The sequence below is a fragment of the Pseudomonas frederiksbergensis genome, assembly GCF_003732705.1.
GTDB lineage: Bacteria > Pseudomonadota > Gammaproteobacteria > Pseudomonadales > Pseudomonadaceae > Aquipseudomonas > Aquipseudomonas frederiksbergensis_F.
In genome coordinates, this window is the sequence record NZ_MOBR01000019.1 from 97,253 (window position 1) to 115,342 (window position 18,090).

Sequence of the window (18,090 nt, forward strand, 5' to 3'; positions counted from 1 at the left end):
TCTTGGGACGCCAGGTATTGTTTTGAATGATTCAGCTTAGGCGCTTCGTGATCACATTTGGCGGTTTCGCGGCAGAACCGGTCAAAGCAACCTATAACGCAGAAAATACGCTTGCTGAAACGTTTAATCTAGAATGATTGGCACGTTACTCGATAATGTCTCATCCTTGAAGTCCAACTTGTCGGATGCGTTGCGACAAGGGTCGTCTGCTCGAATCGGGTAGGATTGGCGAAAATGTCGGGGCAAGCTCGAAAAAACAAGGAAATCCCGAGTTGAAACTCAGTGATATCGCACAGTTGGCCGGTGTGTCCGTTACCACCGCCAGTTATGTCATTAATGGCAAGGCCGCACAGCAACGCATCAGCGCCGCGACTGTGGAGCGTGTTCGCGCCGTGGTCGAGCAGCATGGCTTTACGCCCAATCCCCAGGCCGCCGGGCTGCGCAGTCGGCATACCCGTACCTTGGGGTTCATCCTGCCGGACCTGGAAAACCCCAGTTACGCACGGATCGCCAAACTCCTGGAGCAAGGCGCCCGGGCTCGCGGCTATCAGTTGCTGATCGCCAGCTCTGATGACGCACCGGACAGCGAACGGCAATTGCTCAAACTGTTCCGCGCCCGGCGCTGCGACGCCTTGATCGTCGCCAGTTGCCTGCCAACGGACGACGACAGTTATCGGCAGTTGCAGGCCAAAGGTATGCCGATCATTGCCATCGACCGGGTCATGGAGCCCGAGCACTTCTGCTCGGTGATCAGTGACGACCGCGAGGCCAGCCTGCAATTGACCCGCAGCCTGCTCGAACCTCTGCCCAAGCAGATCGCCCTGATCGGCGCTCGTCCAGAGCTGAGCATCAGCCAGGAACGGGCCGCCGGGTTCAAAGAGGCGTTGGCCGGGTTCAAAGGCGAAATCCTGATCGAACACGGCGAGTCGTTCAGCCGCGAGTGCGGCAAGCAGTTGATGGAAGAATTGCTACAGCGTCTGGGGCATTTGCCGGATGCGCTGGTAACAACTTCCTACGTACTGCTGCAAGGCGTGTTCGATGCCTTGCATGACTTCCCGCTCAAGACGCGTCCGTTGCGTCTCGGTACGTTCGGCGATACCCAATTGCTGGATTTCCTGCCGTTGCCGGTCAACGCCATGGCCCAACAGCATCAGTTGATCGCCGACAAAGCTTTGGAACTGGCCCTGGCCGCCATCGAACAATCGGATTACCAACCCGGCGTGCAGGCCATCGCGCGGACCTTCAAGCAACGCATTCTTCAGGACTGAGCCGTGGAGCTGATCGACAGCCACACGCATCTGGATTTTCCGGACTTCGACGCTGATCGCACGGCGTTGCTGGCCGAAAGCCGCGCCCTCGGGGTGCGGCGGATGGTGGTGCTGGGGGTTTATCAGGGCAATTGGCAACGGGTCTGGGATTTGGTTTTGAGTGATCCCGATTTGCATGCAGCGTTCGGCTTGCACCCGGTGTATCTGGATGACCACCGCCCCGAGGACCTGACCGCCCTCGGCGACTGGCTGACCCGGCTGGCCGGCCATCGGCAGGTATGCGCCGTGGGTGAGATCGGTCTGGATTACTTTATCGAAACCCTTGATCGCGAGCGCCAGCAGGCGTTGTTTGAGGCGCAGCTGCAACTGGCGGTGGATTTCAATCTGCCGGCGCTGATCCATGTGCGCCGCAGCCATGCAGCGGTGATTGCCACGCTCAAGCGGTTTCGCCTGAAACGCGCGGGCATCATTCATGCCTTCGCCGGCAGTAAGGAAGAGGCGCGGGAATACATCAAGCTCGGTTTCAAGCTGGGTCTGGGTGGTGCCGCGACCTGGCCCCAGGCGTTGCGCATGCACCGCGTACTCGCTGAGCTGCCGCTGGATTCGGTGGTACTGGAAACCGACTCCCCGGACATGGCGCCCGTCATGTTCCCCGGCCAGCGCAACAGCCCGGCCCACTTGCCGGCAATCTGCTCGGCACTGGCGGCCATTATGGCGATCAGCCCCGAACAACTGGCCGTCGTCAGCACAGCCAATGCGTGCGAGTTGTTCAACTGGTAATCAGTCGACGTGGGCCTTGGCGGCCTCAAGCGTCAGAGTGATGTGTTGCCGGTGTCGGGCAAACCGAACGACGGCGAAGTAGACGAAAATCGCCAGCAGCGAAAAATTCAGTTGCTCCAAAACACTGATCATCCCGACCCATTCCATCACCAACGCCACCAGCAATGCGGTGCAGACCATCACCAGCGTGCTCGCCCGTAACAAGGCCAGGGAGTCTAGGGATTTGAAGCGCTTGATCTGCTGTGGATCGTTCAGTTGCAGGGCTTTTTCGCAGTGGGAACAGGTAAACGGCTCGTTGATCGCGATGGCATTGAGTTGCCAGGGCTCAAGCAACAACGTGCGCTGGCAATGGGCGCAACGGCCCAGGATTCCAATCGTAGCGGCAGACATAACCGGGCTTCCTCAGGGCAGGTCAGAGAGATGGATCTTGCTTCATTGAAGACTAAAAACCAGAGCACGCGAAAAATCAGGAAACACCGCACCTGAAAAGGTAATAAGTACTACAGATTGTGCGCACTGTAGGAGCAAAGCTTGCTCGCGAAGGCGGTGTATCAGCCAGCATCAATGTTGACTGTACGGCCGCCTTCGCGAGCAAGCTTCGCTCCTACAGGGGATTGTGGTGTTGCTTAGACCCGGAACGCGCTGATCAGCTGTTTCAACTCCACCACCTGCGCCGACAATGCGCGGCTGGCATTTTCGGTCTGGTGCGCGCCCTCGGCCGTCCGCTCGCCGGCACGATTGATTTCGACGATGTTCTGGTCGATGTCGTGGGCCACGGCGGTTTGCTGCTCCACGGCGGCGGCAATCTGCTGGTTCTGGTCGACGATCATGCCCACCGCGTCGAGGATATTTTCCAGGGCTTGCTGGACCTTTTCCGACTGTCCCACGGTGCCGTTGGCCATTTGATGGCTGACGCCCATGGCTTTCACTGCCGCACCGACACCGCCGTGGAGCTTGGCGATCATCTGCTCGATTTCTTCAGTTGATTGCTGGGTGCGCTTGGCCAAGGTGCGAACCTCGTCCGCCACCACCGCAAAACCACGGCCCTGCTCTCCCGCCCGCGCTGCCTCGATCGCGGCGTTCAGCGCCAGCAGGTTGGTCTGTTCGGCGATGCTTTTGATCACGTCCAACACCCGGCTGATGGATTGGCTGTCGCTGGCCAGTTGATTGATCACCAGCACCGACTGATCAATCTCCCCGGCCAGCGCCGCAATGCTGCCTTGCTGGGACTCCACCAGCCCGCGCCCGCTGAGGGTTTCGTCGTTGACGCTGTGGGCGCTGCTGACGGCTGCCGCGGCACTGCGCGCCACTTCCAGGGATGTGGCCGACATCTGGTTCATGGCCGTGGCGACCTGCTCGATCTGACTGCGCTGCCCGGCCACGGCCTGATTGCTTTGGGCGGAAACGCTTTCCACCTGCCCGGCCTGACGCTCGACTTCGCCGACGGTGTGCCCCACCCGCTCGATCAAGTCGTGGATTTTCTTCACCGTGCCGTTGAACACCTCGCCCAACTCACCCAGTTCATCGCGGCTATGGGCGCTGAAGGTCACGGTCATGTCGCCGGCCGCCACTCTGTCCATGACCGCACCCAGACGCTTGAGGGTGGTGCGGGTAGAGTAGTAAAAGCCGCCGTAGAGGTAAAAGATCAATACAAACACCACTGACAGCGCCACGGCCTGCATAACCATGTGGGCTCGGTTCTGCTCCAGCCGCTGCTGCAACTGACTGCCGAGAAACTTCAGGGTCGCCTCATTGAGGTGGTAGGTCTGGTCCATCAGGCCGGTGACCTGGTCGTAAAACGCCTGCCACGGCGCATCGAGCGTGTCGGCCATCACCACTTGCTCTTCGAACAGTTCGCTGGCCTTTTTCAGGGACGCCTTGCTGCTGTCAGCCTGAGCGGCCAGGGTTTCGTTCGCGGCTTTGCTTGAGCCCAACGCGTCATGCAACTTCAGCCCGTACTCCGCCTGAAGCTTTTCGATCTGTGCCAGCAACTCATCGAAACGGGTGCTCGACGCCGAGTTGAGAAAGCCTTGCCCCAGGGACAGCGAACCCATGGCCCGGCCTTCGCCCAAGATTTGCGTCACGGGCGGGGTAACGTTGGTGATCAGTTCGCTGAGCTGGCGCATGTCGCTTTGGGTATCGCGGCTCAGACCGGCCTGACTGGTGATGATCTGGCTGAAAATCTGCGCATTGCCGAGCAGTTTGCCGATCAGCGCACTTTTGCTTTGCAGGGAGTTTTCCGCTTGCTGGGCCTTGAACACGGCGATCATTTCATCGCGTTTGCCATCGAAGACCGTGATCTGTTCCGGGTCGATGCTCATCGCCGTCAGCCCTTGCAGACGCGCCAGGACGCTTTGCTCCAGCGCGCTGATCTTCGTCTCGACATCGCCGGCCTTGCCGGACTGCCCGAGGGTGACGTTGATTTGCACGAGGTTGTTCAGGGTTTCGAGATCCCGTCGCAGGGTCAGGCTGCTGCCCAACAGGTCGAGGCTTTGCAATTCGACCCGGGTGCCCTGGAATTCACGATAGGAATCGCGCACCAAGTAAAAGTTGGTCACCAGCATCGGCACCAGGAACAGCACGCTGATCAGGCTGAACTTCATGCCAAAGCTCAGGCGGTTCATCAGCGCGACAGCGGGATAGAGCAAGCTCTTCACTGTGAAGTCTCCCTTGGATTTCTTATTTTTATTGGCAGGCGCACAGATACAGCAGATAGCCACTATTGGGCGCTGTCTCTGTATAGCTCAAATCGGAGGGAGGTTTTGTAACTTAAGGTTAACGAAAAAGATCGCAGCCTTCGGCGGCATGTAGGAGCCGCCGAAGGCTGCGATCTTTTGATCTTTAATCGGAAATCAGGGCAGTACGGTCCACAACGCAAACCCGGCATACCAAAGCACCGCCGCCCGCAGCAGCAGTTCCCAGATGCGATCCAGGCTGTTGATGCCATCCGGCCCGACCACCGGCGCCGGAATCTCCCCGGCCACCAGCCCGACTTTCTCGATCAACTGCGCGGCCGTGATGTTCCAGTTCAGCAGCTCATGCAGCATCACCCGACCGACCGCGACAAAGTTGCCGACCAGAGCAAAACTCGCCGCCAGCAAGCGCACCGGCACCCAGTCAAAGGCGTGGCGCAGTTGCGCGGCACGCTCGACCACCGCCGGGTTCTGCCCGTGTTCTTCAGCCAGGGCGAGCAAGCGATAGCTCAGCGCTGCCACCGGTCCCAACAGGAAGTACCAGAAAATCACCGCGAAAAAGCTTTGATAGGCTTCCCACAACAGGTGCGCCTGAACCCGCTCCAGCAATTGCTCGCCATTGTCGGCGCAGATGTCCAGGTCGCGCTTGGCCACATGCGCGGCGGCTTGCAGGTCTTCCCGGCGCCAGGCATCACGAAACGGACCGAGGCCGCCCAGCAGATCACCACGCCCCAGGCTGTAAATCACCACCAACAAGTGCACCGGCAATGCCAGCAGGCCGTAGGCCACCGGGTCCAGCACCAACAGCAGCAAACCGAGCAGCGCCACCGGTAACAGCACCAACACGACCAACACCAGCCACGGATGGTCTTTCAGACGTGGGCTGGCTTCAAGCTTGTGCAGCTCGCGCACCCAACCACCATCACGTTGAACCCGATGGCGCAGGGCCGAGAACTTCTCGATCCAGACAGCCAACAGCAACACCAGAAAACTCATTGTTGTTCCTCTTTTGCCAAAGCGGCGCGGTAGCGTGCCCAATCGAACGCCGGTCCCGGATCGGTCTTGCGTCCGGGTGCGATGTCGCTGTGCCCGCAAATGCGCTGTGCGGTAATGCCCGTGAAAGCGCTTTGCAACTGTTGGGTCAGGGTCGTCAACGCCTGATATTGCGCGTCGGTGAACGGCAGATCGTCCGTGCCTTCAAGCTCGATGCCCACGGAAAAATCGTTACAGACCTCTCGCCCGTCAAAACTCGAGACGCCGGCATGCCAGGCGCGCTCAAGACAAGAGACAAACTGAGTGACAGTGCCGTCACGCTCGATCAGAAAATGCGCAGACACCCGCAGGTCAGCGATCCCTTCAAAGTAGGGATGCTCCGTGACATCCAGACGATTCTGGAAAAATTCCTGCACCTTGCCGGTGGCGAACTGCGCCGGCGGCAGGCTGATGTTGTGGATCACCAGCAGGGAGATTTCATCCGAGGGGCGCGCATTGAAGTTGGGCGAGGGGCAGATATTTACGCCCTGGCACCAACCGCTCGCGGGGTCCAACTGCATACAGGTTCCTTCAACGACGACCGTGTTGGCGCCCAGTATGCCGCGAGAGACCCTCTGCGCGCGATCACTTGGCGTGATTGAGACGCCGCAAGTTGCCGATCACCGATTCCAGGGCCCGATCGAACAGCAACGTATCGTCCAGCGTACGCACCGCGCCACGGCGGAATTCCAGGGCCAGCCCGGTGCGGCTGCGTTCCAGCACTTTCATGCCGGTGCGGTTGACGAAAATGTACTTGCCGGTGGCTTCAATGATCGCCGCCAGTTTGCAGCGCAAGGTGTTTTCTTCGTCTTCCTGAAATTCCACCCAGCAGCCCAGGCGCAGTTGATCGACCTGAAGCAGACCAGCATCGTCCGCCGGCAAGCGCACCGAGGCCGTCTCGACCGGGCCCTCATCGGCGGTGCGCAGGACGATTTCCTGCCGCACTTCGACCATCACTGGCGCATCAGCCTGCTCCGGCATCAGCGCCGGGCGCTCGAACAGTTGAACGTGCAGGGCTTCCAGTTCACTGAAGAATTCGCTGGTGGCGAAGGGATCGAACGCCGAGCTGCTCAGGCCATCGCGCAGCGACTTGAGCAACCCCGGCACCATCGACAGCAGACGCAGGCTTGCATCGGCTTCATCATGGCGCTGCACGCTCCAGATCAATTGCGCCATGGTCTGCACATCGGCGTGCCATTCGGCGGACTGATCGCCGTGCTTGAGGCAGGTCAGCAACAGTACCTTGCTCCAGGCATCCTGGACGAACGCCACCACCCCTTGGGGCAGCAACTTGCCGAGCAAAGCCTCGTTCAGCGCCTGCTCGACCCTCTGACGCGCCAGCTCGGTCTTGGCCCGACCCTCTTCGGCATCGCGAGTGCGCTGCTCCAGCAGCTCGCTACGGCGGCGTTCGTCGCTGGTAAATGCCAGGAAGTCCGCGAGCAACTCGGAGAAAATCGCCGGGTCATCGACAAAATCATTCAACAGCCGCTGCACCACTTGCTCGATACGCTGGTACAGGGTGTCGCGCTCATGATCGTCGCACTCGCCCCAGCCCATGGCTGCAGCGGCGATTTCATTGAGCAGGCGCCGCGCGGGGTGGCTGCTGCGGCTGAAAAAGCTCTTGTCGATCACCGCAACTTTCAGCATCGGGATCTGCAAGCGGCCGATCAACGCCTTGAGGGAGTCCGGCAGATTGCGGTCGTCGAGGATGCATTCGAAGAGCATGGCGATCAGGTTGATCACATCTTCATCGGCAACCCCGACCACCCGCGACTTGCCGCTCTTGACGCTGACCCGGGTCAGCAGTTGTTCGAGCTGGTTGCGCAGGTCGAAGTCGTCCTGAGCCGCCAGGGCCGGGACGTATTGCTGCAAGTGCGAAAGCAGTCGCAGCAGGTCGCGGGTGGAAATCGGCTGGGTCGGGGTGCTGGCTTCAAGGGTTGGCGCAACGCTGCCACGCACGTGAAACAGCAGTTCCTGCAACGCCGCGAAAACTTCCTGCACGCTGTCATCAATCGGCGTGTTGCCGGGGCGGGCAGTCGCCTCGACAGGTTCGGCGTGGGCACTGGCGGCCGCACGATCAGCGGCACGCCGGGCCGGGGCCGGCTTGAGCTCGGGCAGCACGCCGGTGGCGATCAACAGTTGATTGGCTTCGCTGTAGAGCTGATCGGCGCTGCTGAGCACGTAGCGCTCGAACAACTTGAGGATGATCAGCTTGACCTTGATCTCCACGCCCAGATTGCGCCCGGCCTGCAGGAAGTACTCGCACAGCATGGCCGGGCCCAGCGGGTTGTGCTGTTCGAGCAGTTCCTTACCCAGCAGCACGCTGAGCCGGGTGGTCAGTTGATCAAGGGCGAAACCCTCACGGTTCAGCACCTTGCTGACCATGCCCTCCACCGCCACGTTGCGCTCCAGGTCATCACTGGGCAGCGATGCGCCGGCATCGAACGCCAATGCCTGGGGCAAGGCTGACTGGGTGACGTCGTATTGAGTGAGGCTGACGAACGCCTCGAAAAATTGTTCGAGAAACCCGCGCTCAATGCTTTTGCGTTTGAGGCGCAAGTCGCGCATGGCTTCGAAAAAGATGTTTTGCTCGACGTCATTACGGGCCCGGTCGGCCATTTCGAACAGGGTGTCGTCGGCGTTATCGAACAGTTCCTGCAAACCATGCCGAAGCTGTTGAGCAGCCTTGTCGCGAACCTGAAGCAGAATCACTGGCAGGCGGGCGAGCGGCGAGTGAGTCGCCTGGTCGGTAGCCGCCTTGTGCAAAGGCACTACATTCCCGTCGTTGTGCATCCAAGCCTCCTGGAACGGTGATGCTTCGGTTCGGTAAGAAAAGATCGATTGCGCAAGCTGCACCGCTGGCACTCAACGGGGAACAGTGCCCACCCGCTGTCATTCACTGATCGGGGATCCAAAGGGACGTCAAAGCTATGACGTCAAATGCAAGGCGGATTATCTGCAAAACAGGTCGCTTGTGCCAGCAGACTCTACGTTTCACATTGAAATAGACGTGCAGGGTTGACCCTGGCTTAGCGTCAAATGCTCACGCCAATCGACCAAATGCAGGTTTCAGAACGATTCGAGCACCCGGCATGCCTTGGGTTGGTTCGCGCCATGGCCCTATAATCGAGCCACTTTGTTTGTGGAGCCCGTTATGCCGAATCTACGTCTCGCCGATTTGACCGCCGAAATCGAAGCCAACGTGCGCCGTGCGTTGCTCGAAGACATCGGCAGCGGCGACATCACCGCGCAATTGATCCCCGCCGAACGCCTGGCCAAAGCCACCATCATCACCCGCGATGAGGCCGTCATTGCCGGCACCGCTTGGGTGGATGCCGTCTTTCGGCAATTGGACCCACGGGTGGCGGTGCATTGGCAAGTGCGCGATGGCGAACGGGTGAAACCCAATCAGGCGCTGTTCCACCTCGAAGGCCCGGCACGCTCACTGCTGTCGGGCGAACGTTGTGCGCTGAATTTCCTGCAACTGCTTTCCGGCGTCGCGACTCGCGCGCAGTTCCTGGCGGATTTCGTCGCCGAAACTCAAGTGAAGCTGCTCGACACCCGCAAAACCCTGCCGGGCCTGCGTCTGGCGCAGAAGTACGCCGTGACCTGCGGCGGCTGCCATAACCACCGCATCGGCCTGTATGACGCCTTCCTGATCAAGGAAAACCATATCGCGGCCTGCGGCGGCATCCCTGAAGCGATCAAAGCCGCGCACAAGATTGCCCCGGGCAAGCCGGTGGAAATCGAAGTGGAAAGCCTGGATGAGCTGAAAGAGGCCCTGGCGGCCGGCGCCGATATCATCATGCTCGACGAATTGAGTCTGGATGACATGCGCGAAGCGGTACGCCTGAACGGCGGCAAGGCAAAACTGGAGGCCAGCGGCGGGATCAACGAAAGCACGTTGCTGCCGATTGCCGAAACCGGTGTGGATTACATTTCGATTGGTGCGATGACCAAGGATGTGAAGGCTGTCGACCTGTCGATGCGGCTCAGTCTCTGAAAATGTAGGAGCGAAGCTTGCTCGCGAAAGCGGTGTGTCAGTCAACATCAATATTGACTGTTCAGCCGCCTTCGCGAGCAAGCTTCGCTCCTACACGGGTCAGACCACCAGATTATTCATCTCGCAGTACTCTTCCCACTCGACGCCCAACACTTCGGCCGCCTCCTTGTGCAGAACCAGGCGCGCCGCCTCGAACTCTTCCGGAGTCGAGGTGTACTTGAGCGTCAGCTCCCAAGGCTGCAAGCCCTGGGATTCCGCTTCGTCCTCGAACCCCCACTGGATCTGGTCTTTCTGATCGTCGGCGGGCAAGTCCTTGATCTCTTCGGCAAGCTGGGGCGATTCCAGCAAGTACTTCTTCAGCGCTTCTTCGTGTCTGGCTTCTTGGGTCAATTCTTTAACTGTCATGTCGTTCTCGCTGATCTGGGGAATGGAAGATGGATCTGGATCATCAAGGATCTCTCTGACGCAAAAAACCGCGTAAAGCCCGGTTTGTCTGGCCTTCAGAACCATTCGGGATCATCTGAAAACAGCTTCGGTGGTGCTCATGCAAGCACCGAATATAGGACCTTTGGCTGACGATTTATATGCATGTTTACATCAAATCTACAAAAAACCGGATGCCCTCCCTGGCCATGCCATTTTTACGCGCCCTGAGGAACATGTTTCAGAAAACGAAGTCATAGCGATGTGCCATATAGGCACTCCACAAGGAACTCAGGTGATGCGTAATTTCCCAAAGCGTTCGTCTACCCTGTTTGCAACCGGCATGGCTGCCCTGCTGCTCGGCAATCTGGCACTGGCCGATGCGGCTCAGGCTATCGAGCTTAGCTCCGACAGCCCTTCGTACAACGATACCCTCACTGCGGCCCACAACTCGTATGGCAAAACCGTACTGGTCAGGACCAATCTGGATGTCAATGAACTGGAAAAGTTACAGGCCACCGTTAAAACCAATACGGTTGAGATCGACGCCCTGAAGAAAACCGTCAGCGAACAAACGCGCCTCATCGAAGAACTCAGACGCAATACCGGTACAAGCTCCGGATCGAGCAGCAATGAAATTTCCAACCTCAAGCGTACCGTCGAGGAACAGGACAAAGATTTGAAGAGCCTCGCCAAGCAGATGGAGGAGTTCAAGCGCAACACCGGCTCGAGCTCCAGTTCCAGCTCGAGCGAAGTGTCCAACCTCAAGCGCACTGTCAGCGATCAGGACAACGACCTGAAGAAACTCGCCAGCCAGGTGGAGGACCTCAAGCGCAGCGCCGGATCGAGTTCCAGCTCAAGCTCCAGTGATCTGTCGAATTTGAAGCGAGAAGTCAGTGATCAGGACAATCAGCTCGATCAGCTCAAACGCACGGTCGAAGACCTGAGCCGGAAGGTGAAATAGCCGTAATTCTTGCCCGAGACAGGAGTCGAACCTGCGACCTTCGCGTTACGAGTGCGCTGCTCTACCAACTGAGCTACACGGGCGGTGAGCTAAACCTAGCACAGCTTTCGCGAGTCGCAACCGCAAGCCCCACCTCGGCTTATCGCAGACAAAAAAAGGCCCCGCAGTTTTCACTGCGGGGCCTTTTTTATAACGTTGAAGCAATCAAGCGAGGGTGATTAAACGCCCGACGCCTTGGCTGCTGCTACGTCTTTGATGGACAGCTTGATACGGCCGCGGTTGTCCACGTCCAGTACCAGCACTTCCACTTCCTGGCCTTCTTTCAGGATGTCGGTCACTTTCTCAACGCGAGCGTCGCTCAACATGGAGATGTGAACCAGACCGTCCTTGCCAGGCAGGATGTTGACGAATGCGCCGAAGTCGACGATGCGCTCAACCTTACCGACGTAGATCTTGCCGATTTCAGCTTCTGCGGTGATGCCCAGAACGCGCTGACGTGCTGCTTCAGCCGCTTCCTTGGTTTCGCCGAAGATCTTGATCGAACCGTCGTCTTCGATGTCGATCGAAGCCTTGGTTTCTTCACAGATCGCACGAATAGTCGCGCCGCCTTTACCGATAACATCACGGATTTTGTCGGTGTCGATTTTCATCGCGATCATGGTCGGAGCATTTTCCGACAGTTCGGTACGGGACTGAGCAATGATCTGGTTCATCTGACCGAGGATGTTCAGGCGCGCTTCCAGGGCTTGGCCCAGAGCGATTTCCATGATTTCTTCGGTGATGCCTTTGATCTTGATGTCCATCTGCAGCGCGGTAACACCTTTGGCGGTACCCGCTACTTTGAAGTCCATGTCGCCGAGGTGGTCTTCATCACCCAGGATGTCGGTCAGGATGGCGAACTTCTCGCCTTCTTTAACCAGACCCATGGCGATACCGGCAACCGGTGCCTTCATCGGAACGCCAGCGTCCATCAGGGCCAGGGAAGCGCCGCAGACCGAAGCCATGGAGCTCGAACCGTTGGACTCGGTGATTTCCGACACCACACGAATGGTGTACGGGAACACGTCGGCAGCCGGTAGCATGGCTGCAATCGAACGACGGGCCAGACGGCCGTGACCGATTTCGCGACGACCAGCGCCACCCATGCGGCCACACTCACCTACCGAGAACGGAGGAAAGTTGTAGTGCAGCATGAACGGGTCTTTTTTCTCGCCTTCCAGGGTGTCCAGCAGTTGTGCATCACGGGCGGTGCCCAGTGTTGCAACGACCAGAGCCTGGGTTTCGCCACGGGTGAACAGAGCCGAACCGTGGGTTTTAGGCAGAACACCGACTTCGATGTTCAAAGGACGTACGGTCTTGGTGTCGCGACCGTCGATACGTGGCTTGCCGTTTACGATGTTTTCGCGAACGGTGCGGTATTCGATTTCGCCAAACGCTGCTTTCACTTCGCTGGAGGAAGGCTGGCCTTCTTCACCGGACAGCTTGGCAACTACCTGGTCTTTCAGCTCACCCAGGCGAGCGTAACGGTCGGCCTTGATGGTGATGGTGTAAGCCTGGGAGATCGCGTCGCCGAACTCGGCACGGATAGCGCCCAGCAGAGCGGTGGCTTCTGGCTGTGGAGCCCAGGTCCAGGTTGGCTTGGCAGCTTCAGCGGCCAGTTCTTTTACGGCGTTGATCACAACCTGGAACTCGTCGTGAGCAAACAGTACCGCGCCCAGCATCTGGTCTTCGGTCAGCTCTTTGGCTTCCGATTCAACCATCAACACAGCTTCCGAAGTACCGGCAACGACCATGTCCAGGCTCGAAGCTTTCTGTTGTTCGTAAGTCGGGTTCAGCAGGTAGCCGGTGCTTTCGTGGAACGCAACGCGTGCACAGCCGATAGGGCCATCGAAAGGAATGCCGGAGATCGCCAGGGCAGCCGAGGTACCGATCATCGCAGCGATGTCCGGATCGGTCTTCTTGCTGGTGGAAACGACGGTGCAGACAACCTGCACTTCGTTCATGAAGCCTTCTGGGAACAGCGGACGGATCGGACGGTCGATCAGTCGGGAAGTCAGGGTTTCTTTCTCGGAAGGACGGCCTTCGCGCTTGAAGAAACCGCCAGGGATCTTACCGGCAGCGTAAGTCTTTTCCTGGTAGTGAACGGACAGAGGGAAGAAGCCCTTGCCTGGATCGGCTTGTTTGGCACCAACGACGGTCACCAATACGCTGACGTCATCGTCAACGGTGACCAGTACTGCGCCGGAGGCCTGACGGGCGATACGGCCAGTCTCGAGGGTAACGGTCGACTGACCGAACTGGAATTTTTTGATTACCGGGTTCACGGTGTCCTACCTTCTTTGTGGCTCTTGGGGAACTTGTCTTCTTGCGAAATTCTTGGGCAATGTCGGGAATCGGCCCAACGCTTGTCCAGGGTAAAACGTGTATCCAGATAAAACTTGAGGCTGGGAGCCTGCCATGCGCCAGCGGGAAACCCACTGACGCACGACAGACAACCAACCTCTAGCGCAATCGCTTATTAGCGACGCAGACCCAGGCGACCGATCAGAGCCTGGTAACGACCCAGATCCTTGCCTTTCAGGTAGTCCAGCAGCTTACGACGCTGGTTTACCATGCGGATCAGACCACGACGGGAGTGGTGATCTTTACCGTTGGCCTTGAAGTGACCTTGCAGCTTGTTGATGTTGTGGGTCAGCAGTGCAACTTGCACTTCTGGCGAACCAGTGTCACCAACAGCTTGCTGGTAGTCAGCTACGATTTGAGCTTTTTCTTGAACGTCGAGAGCCATGAGGCAATCCTTTTATCAGGAAACTGTTTCAGGGAAACAGCTTCAACAGGCCAGGGACAAATCCCTGTATCTAAAAATGAGTAGTGACCGTGCCTGTTAACAGCCACCCTCGTTCGGTCATTCTGACCGAATCAGTCTACGCGGCGCGATGCGCCCGTCTTCGCTCACTTCACCGATACCGATGAAGCGACCGTTGTGATCCTGTACCCGTACCATGCCGAATTTCGGTGCGTCCGGGGCTCGAACCGGTTGGCCGTTAAGCCAGTAGAACGAGCTGTGCTCCGAGAACTGCAACAGCGGCCAATCCAGCAAGCCGCTGTCCGATGGCATCAGGAAGCGGTCGACCGCTTCGTTGCCGCCTTCGGCATGTACTGCTTCCAACTCTTCAAGCGTGACCGTCTGCGCCAGCGTGAAAGGCCCGGCCTGGGTACGTCGCAGTTCTGCAACGTAAGCGCCACAACCGAGTTGCTCACCGATATCCTCCACCAGGGTGCGGATATAGGTGCCTTTGCTGCAATCCACCGCAAGCCGCGCAGTATCACCCTCAAAGGCCAGCAATTCCAAGCGCGCAATAGTAACAGAACGCGGTTCGCGCTCCACTACTTCGCCTGCACGGGCCAGCTTGTACAGCGGCTGGCCATCACGCTTGAGCGCCGAGTACATCGGCGGTATCTGGCTGATTTGCCCACGAAAACCGGGTAATACCGCTTCGACATCGGCGCGACCAACGGTCACCGGGCGTTCCTGCAAAACCTCACCTTCGGCATCCGCCGTGGTGGTGGTCTTGCCCAGTTGCGCCAGGGTTTCATAAGCCTTGTCGGAATCGAGCAAGTATTGCGAGAACTTGGTGGCCTCACCGAAACACAACGGCAGTACGCCGGTGGCCAGCGGATCGAGACTGCCGGTATGCCCGGCCTTCTCGGCGTTCAGCAACCAGCGAACCTTCTGCAATGCCGCGTTGGAGGTGAACCCCAGCGGCTTGTCGAGCAGGATGATGCCGCTGACGTTACGACGGATACGTTTGACCTGAGCCACCGATTACTCCTTGGTGTCTTCGGCTTCAGCCGCAACCGGGTGCTGATTGTCTTCAGCCACCGCACGCTCGATCAGGGCCGACAGGTGCGCGCCACGCACGACGCTTTCGTCGTAGTGGAAGTGCAACTGTGGAACGCTGCGCAACTTCATTTCGCGAGCCAACTGCATGCGCAGGAAGCCAGCGGCGGAGTTGAGCACCTTGATGCTTTGCGCGATGTCTTCGGCGTTGTCCTGGCCCATCACGGTGATGAAGATCTTGGCGTGACCGACGTCACGGCTGACTTCAACAGCGGTAATGGTGACCAGGCCGACGCGCGGGTCTTTGACTTCACGACGGATCAGTTGTGCCAGCTCACGCTGCATCTGATCGCCGATACGTTGGGTACGGCTGTATTCTTTTGCCATGTCTTGTTACCTGTTACTGCCACACGGTGAAACCCGTGGGGTCTGAAAGCGGCAAACGCCCGGCCTGACAAAAGCCAGACCGGGCGTTGCGTTTAGAGTCCTGACGCCGTGCCGCGCACTTGCATGCGGCGGCTCGCCGTGGCCCTTGAAGTGCGCGAGTTAGAGGCTGCGAGCAACCTGAACCTTCTCGTAGACTTCGATCTTGTCGCCAGCTTTGACGTCGTTGTAGCTCTTGACGCCAATACCACATTCCATGCCGGCACGTACTTCGGAAGCGTCATCCTTGAAGCGGCGCAGGGATTCCAGCTCGCCTTCGAAGATAACGATGTCTTCACGCAGTACACGGATTGGACGGTTACGGTGAACAACACCTTCGATAACCATGCAACCGGCGATCGCGCCAAACTTCGGCGAACGGAACACGTCACGCACTTCAGCGGTACCCAGGATGTTCTCGCGAACATCGCTGCCCAGCATACCGGTGAGGGCTTTCTTGACGTCTTCGATGATGTCGTAGATCACGTTGTAGTAACGCATATCCAGGCCTTCCTGCTCGACGATCTTGCGAGCGCCAGCATCGGCACGCACGTTGAAGCCGAACAGTACAGCGTTGGAGGCCAGTGCCAGGTTCGCGTCGGACTCGGTGATACCACCGACGCCGCCACCAACAACACGCACTTGCACTTCGTCGTTACCCAGGCCGTTCAAGGCACCGTTCAACGCTTCCAGCGAACCACGAACGTCAGATTTGAGGACGATGTTAAGCGTCTTCTTCTCTGCCTGGCCCATGTTTTCGAAGATGTTTTCCAGCTTGCCAGCGTGAGCACGGGCCAGTTTGACTTCGCGGAACTTGCCTTGACGGAACAGAGCCACTTCACGGGCTTTCTTCTCGTCCGACAGCACGCTCATCTCGTCGCCAGCGTCCGGGGTACCGTCCAGGCCGAGGATCTCGACAGGGATGGAAGGACCAGCTTCTTTGATTGGCTTGCCGTTCTCGTCGAGCATGGCACGTACACGGCCATAGTTCGAACCGACCAGGACCATGTCGCCTTGGCGCAAAGTACCGTCTTGAACCAGCACGGTAGCAACCGGGCCACGACCCTTGTCGAGACGCGATTCAACCACGACACCGCGACCTGGGGCTGAAGGTGTTGCCTTCAGTTCCAGAACTTCGGCCTGCAGCAGAACAGCTTCGAGCAACTCGTCCACGCCAGTACCGACTTTCGCCGAAACCGATACGAACGGGGTGTCGCCGCCCCACTCTTCCGAAGTCACGCCGTGAACCGACAGTTCGCTACGGATGCGATCGAGATCGGCACCCGGCTTGTCGATTTTGTTCACAGCAACTACCAGAGGAACACCGGCAGCCTTGGCGTGCTGGACCGCTTCAATGGTCTGCGGCATTACGCCGTCGTCCGCTGCAACCACCAGGATCACGATATCGGTCGCCTTGGCACCACGGGCACGCATTGCGGTAAACGCGGCGTGACCCGGGGTGTCGAGGAAAGTGACCATGCCGCGATCAGTTTCAACGTGGTATGCACCGATGTGCTGGGTGATACCGCCGGCTTCGCCAGCAGCTACCTTGGCACGACGGATGTAGTCGAGCAGCGAGGTTTTACCGTGGTCAACGTGGCCCATTACGGTCACAACCGGTGCACGGGAGAACGTCTCACCTTCAAACTTCAGGGACTCGGCCAGGGAATCTTCCAGGGCGGTGTCGCTGACCAGGGTCACTTTGTGGCCCAGTTCTTCGGCTACCAGCTGAGCAGTTTCCTGATCAAGCACCTGGTTGATGGTCGCTGGGGTACCCAGTTTGAACATGAACTTGATGATTTCAGCAGCCTTGACCGACATCTGATTGGCAAGATCGCCAACAGTGATGGTCTCGCCGATTTGCACATCACGCACGACAGGGCCGGTTGGGCTCTGGAAACCGTGGGCGTTGCGTTTCTTCAGCTTGGCCTTGCCGCGACCACCACGACGGAAGCCATCGCTTTCTTCGTCGGTAGTACGTGGCGCAACACGTGGAGCAGGCGCTTTCTCTTTGACCGAAGCACGATGCGGAGCGTTTTTGCGCTCGCCATCGCCACCGCCGCTGCGACGATTGTTATCGTCGGCACGTGGTTTGTCCGGACGACGCTGATCGTTCGGCTTACGGTCGGCAGAAGGAGCCGGTGCAGCCGCCACAACCGGTGCGCTTTCGCGAACTGGCTCGGCAACCGCAGCAGGCGCTGCGACAGCATCGTTAGTAGCGTTTTGCGCAGTAGCAGGCTGGCGACGCGCTTCTTCTTCGGCGCGACGCTTGGCTTCTTCTTCAGCCTTTTGACGAGCAGCATTTTCTACTGCACGACGTTCTTCCAGTTCGCGTTTGCGCTCGGCTTCGATTTCTTCCGGGCTGCGCTGTACGAAAACTTTCTTTTTACGGACTTCAACACTGATGCTTTTGCTGCCAGCAACACGCAGGGTGCTGGTGGTTTTACGCTGCAGTGTAATCTTGCGTGGTTCTTCCACTTTCGCCTTGTGGCTGCTTTTCAAGTGAGTCAGCAAAGATTGCTTCTCACTGTCAGTCACATGTTCTTCGGCGGCGGTGTGCGGCAGACCTGCCTCACGCATCTGCTGCAACAGGCGCTCTACCGGTGTTTTGACCTCATCGGCCAGTTGTTTCACCGTGACTTGCGTCATGCACTTCTCTCCTC

The 18,090-nt window shown here is 58.6% G+C and carries 15 protein-coding genes, 1 tRNA gene and 1 pseudogene; 4 read left to right on the top strand and 13 right to left on the bottom strand.

Annotated features, from left to right (window positions below; translation table 11 throughout):
* Positions 1 to 272: 272 nt before the first annotated feature.
* Both cra and BK667_RS20830 read left to right on the top strand, forming a co-directional pair.
* Positions 273 to 1,268: a catabolite repressor/activator gene (cra, locus tag BK667_RS20825; RefSeq protein ID WP_123516443.1), complete on the top strand. Its 996-nt coding sequence runs from the start codon at positions 273 to 275 to the stop codon at positions 1,266 to 1,268.
* Positions 1,269 to 1,271: 3 nt separating this feature from the next.
* Positions 1,272 to 2,048, top strand: a complete 777-nt coding sequence (locus BK667_RS20830) for a TatD family hydrolase (protein ID WP_123598744.1) — start codon at positions 1,272 to 1,274, stop codon at positions 2,046 to 2,048.
* Here the strand turns inward: BK667_RS20830 and BK667_RS20835 are convergent, their stop codons facing one another.
* The 6 genes and pseudogenes from BK667_RS20835 to BK667_RS20855 all read right to left on the bottom strand — a co-directional run bounded on the left by BK667_RS20835 (position 2,049) and on the right by BK667_RS20855 (position 8,566).
* The gene (locus tag BK667_RS20835) at positions 2,049 to 2,438 is read right to left on the bottom strand and encodes a hypothetical protein (RefSeq protein ID WP_123516447.1); all 390 of its coding nucleotides are present in this window, start codon (positions 2,436 to 2,438) and stop codon (positions 2,049 to 2,051) included.
* A 236-nt stretch (positions 2,439 to 2,674) separates the two neighbouring features.
* On the bottom strand, positions 2,675 to 3,604 hold the full coding sequence (locus tag BK667_RS34020; RefSeq protein ID WP_375539181.1) for a methyl-accepting chemotaxis protein: 930 nt from the start codon (positions 3,602 to 3,604) through the stop codon (positions 2,675 to 2,677).
* A pseudogene (locus tag BK667_RS34025) lies at positions 3,581 to 4,672 on the bottom strand (methyl-accepting chemotaxis protein); the annotation flags it as partial. The pseudogene BK667_RS34025 and the gene BK667_RS34020, both read right to left, overlap by 24 nt.
* A 228-nt stretch (positions 4,673 to 4,900) precedes the next feature.
* On the bottom strand, positions 4,901 to 5,737 hold the full coding sequence (gene ampE, locus BK667_RS20845; RefSeq protein ID WP_123516452.1) for a regulatory signaling modulator protein AmpE: 837 nt from the start codon (positions 5,735 to 5,737) through the stop codon (positions 4,901 to 4,903).
* On the bottom strand, positions 5,734 to 6,294 hold the full coding sequence (gene ampD / locus BK667_RS20850) for a 1,6-anhydro-N-acetylmuramyl-L-alanine amidase AmpD (RefSeq protein WP_123598746.1): 561 nt from the start codon (positions 6,292 to 6,294) through the stop codon (positions 5,734 to 5,736). Before ampD ends, ampE begins: the two co-directional genes overlap by 4 nt.
* 64 nt (positions 6,295 to 6,358) lie before the next feature.
* Entirely contained in the window at positions 6,359 to 8,566 is a 2,208-nt protein-coding gene (locus BK667_RS20855; protein ID WP_123598747.1) for a DUF1631 domain-containing protein, read from the bottom strand.
* 361 nt (positions 8,567 to 8,927) lie between these two features.
* On the opposite strand from BK667_RS20855, the gene nadC reads away from it, so the two are divergent.
* Entirely contained in the window at positions 8,928 to 9,776 is an 849-nt protein-coding gene (gene nadC, locus BK667_RS20860) for a carboxylating nicotinate-nucleotide diphosphorylase (protein ID WP_123516458.1), read from the top strand.
* Positions 9,777 to 9,875: 99 nt separating this feature from the next.
* Here nadC and BK667_RS20865 read toward each other — a convergent pair whose 3' ends face one another.
* On the bottom strand, positions 9,876 to 10,181 hold the full coding sequence (locus tag BK667_RS20865) for a DUF6388 family protein (protein WP_123516604.1): 306 nt from the start codon (positions 10,179 to 10,181) through the stop codon (positions 9,876 to 9,878).
* A gap of 139 nt (positions 10,182 to 10,320) precedes the next feature.
* Between BK667_RS20865 and BK667_RS20870 the strand changes: the two genes are divergently transcribed.
* Complete coding sequence (locus BK667_RS20870; protein WP_259698136.1) at positions 10,321 to 11,163, top strand: hypothetical protein; 843 nt, start codon at positions 10,321 to 10,323, stop codon at positions 11,161 to 11,163.
* A gap of 10 nt (positions 11,164 to 11,173) precedes the next feature.
* Here BK667_RS20870 and BK667_RS20875 read toward each other — a convergent pair.
* The 6 genes from BK667_RS20875 to infB all read right to left on the bottom strand — a co-directional run bounded on the left by BK667_RS20875 (position 11,174) and on the right by infB (position 18,076).
* Positions 11,174 to 11,246 (bottom strand) — tRNA-Thr (locus BK667_RS20875).
* Positions 11,247 to 11,381: 135 nt separating this feature from the next.
* Positions 11,382 to 13,487 carry a polyribonucleotide nucleotidyltransferase gene (gene pnp, locus BK667_RS20880; RefSeq protein WP_123598749.1) on the bottom strand — a complete coding sequence of 702 codons (2,106 nt, stop codon included), beginning with the start codon at positions 13,485 to 13,487 and terminating at the stop codon, positions 11,382 to 11,384.
* A 194-nt stretch (positions 13,488 to 13,681) separates the two neighbouring features.
* Positions 13,682 to 13,951 carry a 30S ribosomal protein S15 gene (gene rpsO, locus BK667_RS20885; RefSeq protein ID WP_003176135.1) on the bottom strand — a complete coding sequence of 90 codons (270 nt, stop codon included), beginning with the start codon at positions 13,949 to 13,951 and terminating at the stop codon, positions 13,682 to 13,684.
* Between the two features lie 117 nt (positions 13,952 to 14,068).
* On the bottom strand, positions 14,069 to 14,986 hold the full coding sequence (gene truB, locus BK667_RS20890; RefSeq protein WP_123405159.1) for a tRNA pseudouridine(55) synthase TruB: 918 nt from the start codon (positions 14,984 to 14,986) through the stop codon (positions 14,069 to 14,071).
* A gap of 3 nt (positions 14,987 to 14,989) precedes the next feature.
* Positions 14,990 to 15,391, bottom strand: a complete 402-nt coding sequence (rbfA, locus tag BK667_RS20895) for a 30S ribosome-binding factor RbfA (RefSeq protein ID WP_008149016.1) — start codon at positions 15,389 to 15,391, stop codon at positions 14,990 to 14,992.
* Positions 15,392 to 15,550: 159 nt separating this feature from the next.
* Positions 15,551 to 18,076: a translation initiation factor IF-2 gene (infB, locus tag BK667_RS20900; protein ID WP_123516463.1), complete on the bottom strand. Its 2,526-nt coding sequence runs from the start codon at positions 18,074 to 18,076 to the stop codon at positions 15,551 to 15,553.
* Between the last annotated feature and the right edge of the window lie 14 nt (positions 18,077 to 18,090).

Excerpts from the sequence above, each read along its gene's own strand:
- rpsO (WP_003176135.1), bottom strand. The coding sequence starts at position 13,951 with ATGGCTCTCGACGTTCAAGAAAAAGCTCAAATCGTAGCTGACTACCAG.
- ampD (WP_123598746.1), bottom strand. The coding sequence starts at position 6,294 with ATGCAGTTGGACCCCGCGAGCGGTTGGTGCCAGGGCGTAAATATCTGC.
- nadC (WP_123516458.1), top strand. The coding sequence starts at position 8,928 with ATGCCGAATCTACGTCTCGCCGATTTGACCGCCGAAATCGAAGCCAAC.
- ampE (WP_123516452.1), bottom strand. The coding sequence starts at position 5,737 with ATGAGTTTTCTGGTGTTGCTGTTGGCTGTCTGGATCGAGAAGTTCTCG.
- infB (WP_123516463.1), bottom strand. The coding sequence starts at position 18,076 with ATGACGCAAGTCACGGTGAAACAACTGGCCGATGAGGTCAAAACACCG.
- rbfA (WP_008149016.1), bottom strand. The coding sequence starts at position 15,391 with ATGGCAAAAGAATACAGCCGTACCCAACGTATCGGCGATCAGATGCAG.
- BK667_RS20855 (WP_123598747.1), bottom strand. The coding sequence starts at position 8,566 with ATGCACAACGACGGGAATGTAGTGCCTTTGCACAAGGCGGCTACCGAC.
- BK667_RS20870 (WP_259698136.1), top strand. The coding sequence starts at position 10,321 with ATGCAAGCACCGAATATAGGACCTTTGGCTGACGATTTATATGCATGT.
- BK667_RS20835 (WP_123516447.1), bottom strand. The coding sequence starts at position 2,438 with ATGTCTGCCGCTACGATTGGAATCCTGGGCCGTTGCGCCCATTGCCAG.
- BK667_RS20865 (WP_123516604.1), bottom strand. The coding sequence starts at position 10,181 with ATGACAGTTAAAGAATTGACCCAAGAAGCCAGACACGAAGAAGCGCTG.
- BK667_RS34020 (WP_375539181.1), bottom strand. The coding sequence starts at position 3,604 with ATGACCGTGACCTTCAGCGCCCATAGCCGCGATGAACTGGGTGAGTTG.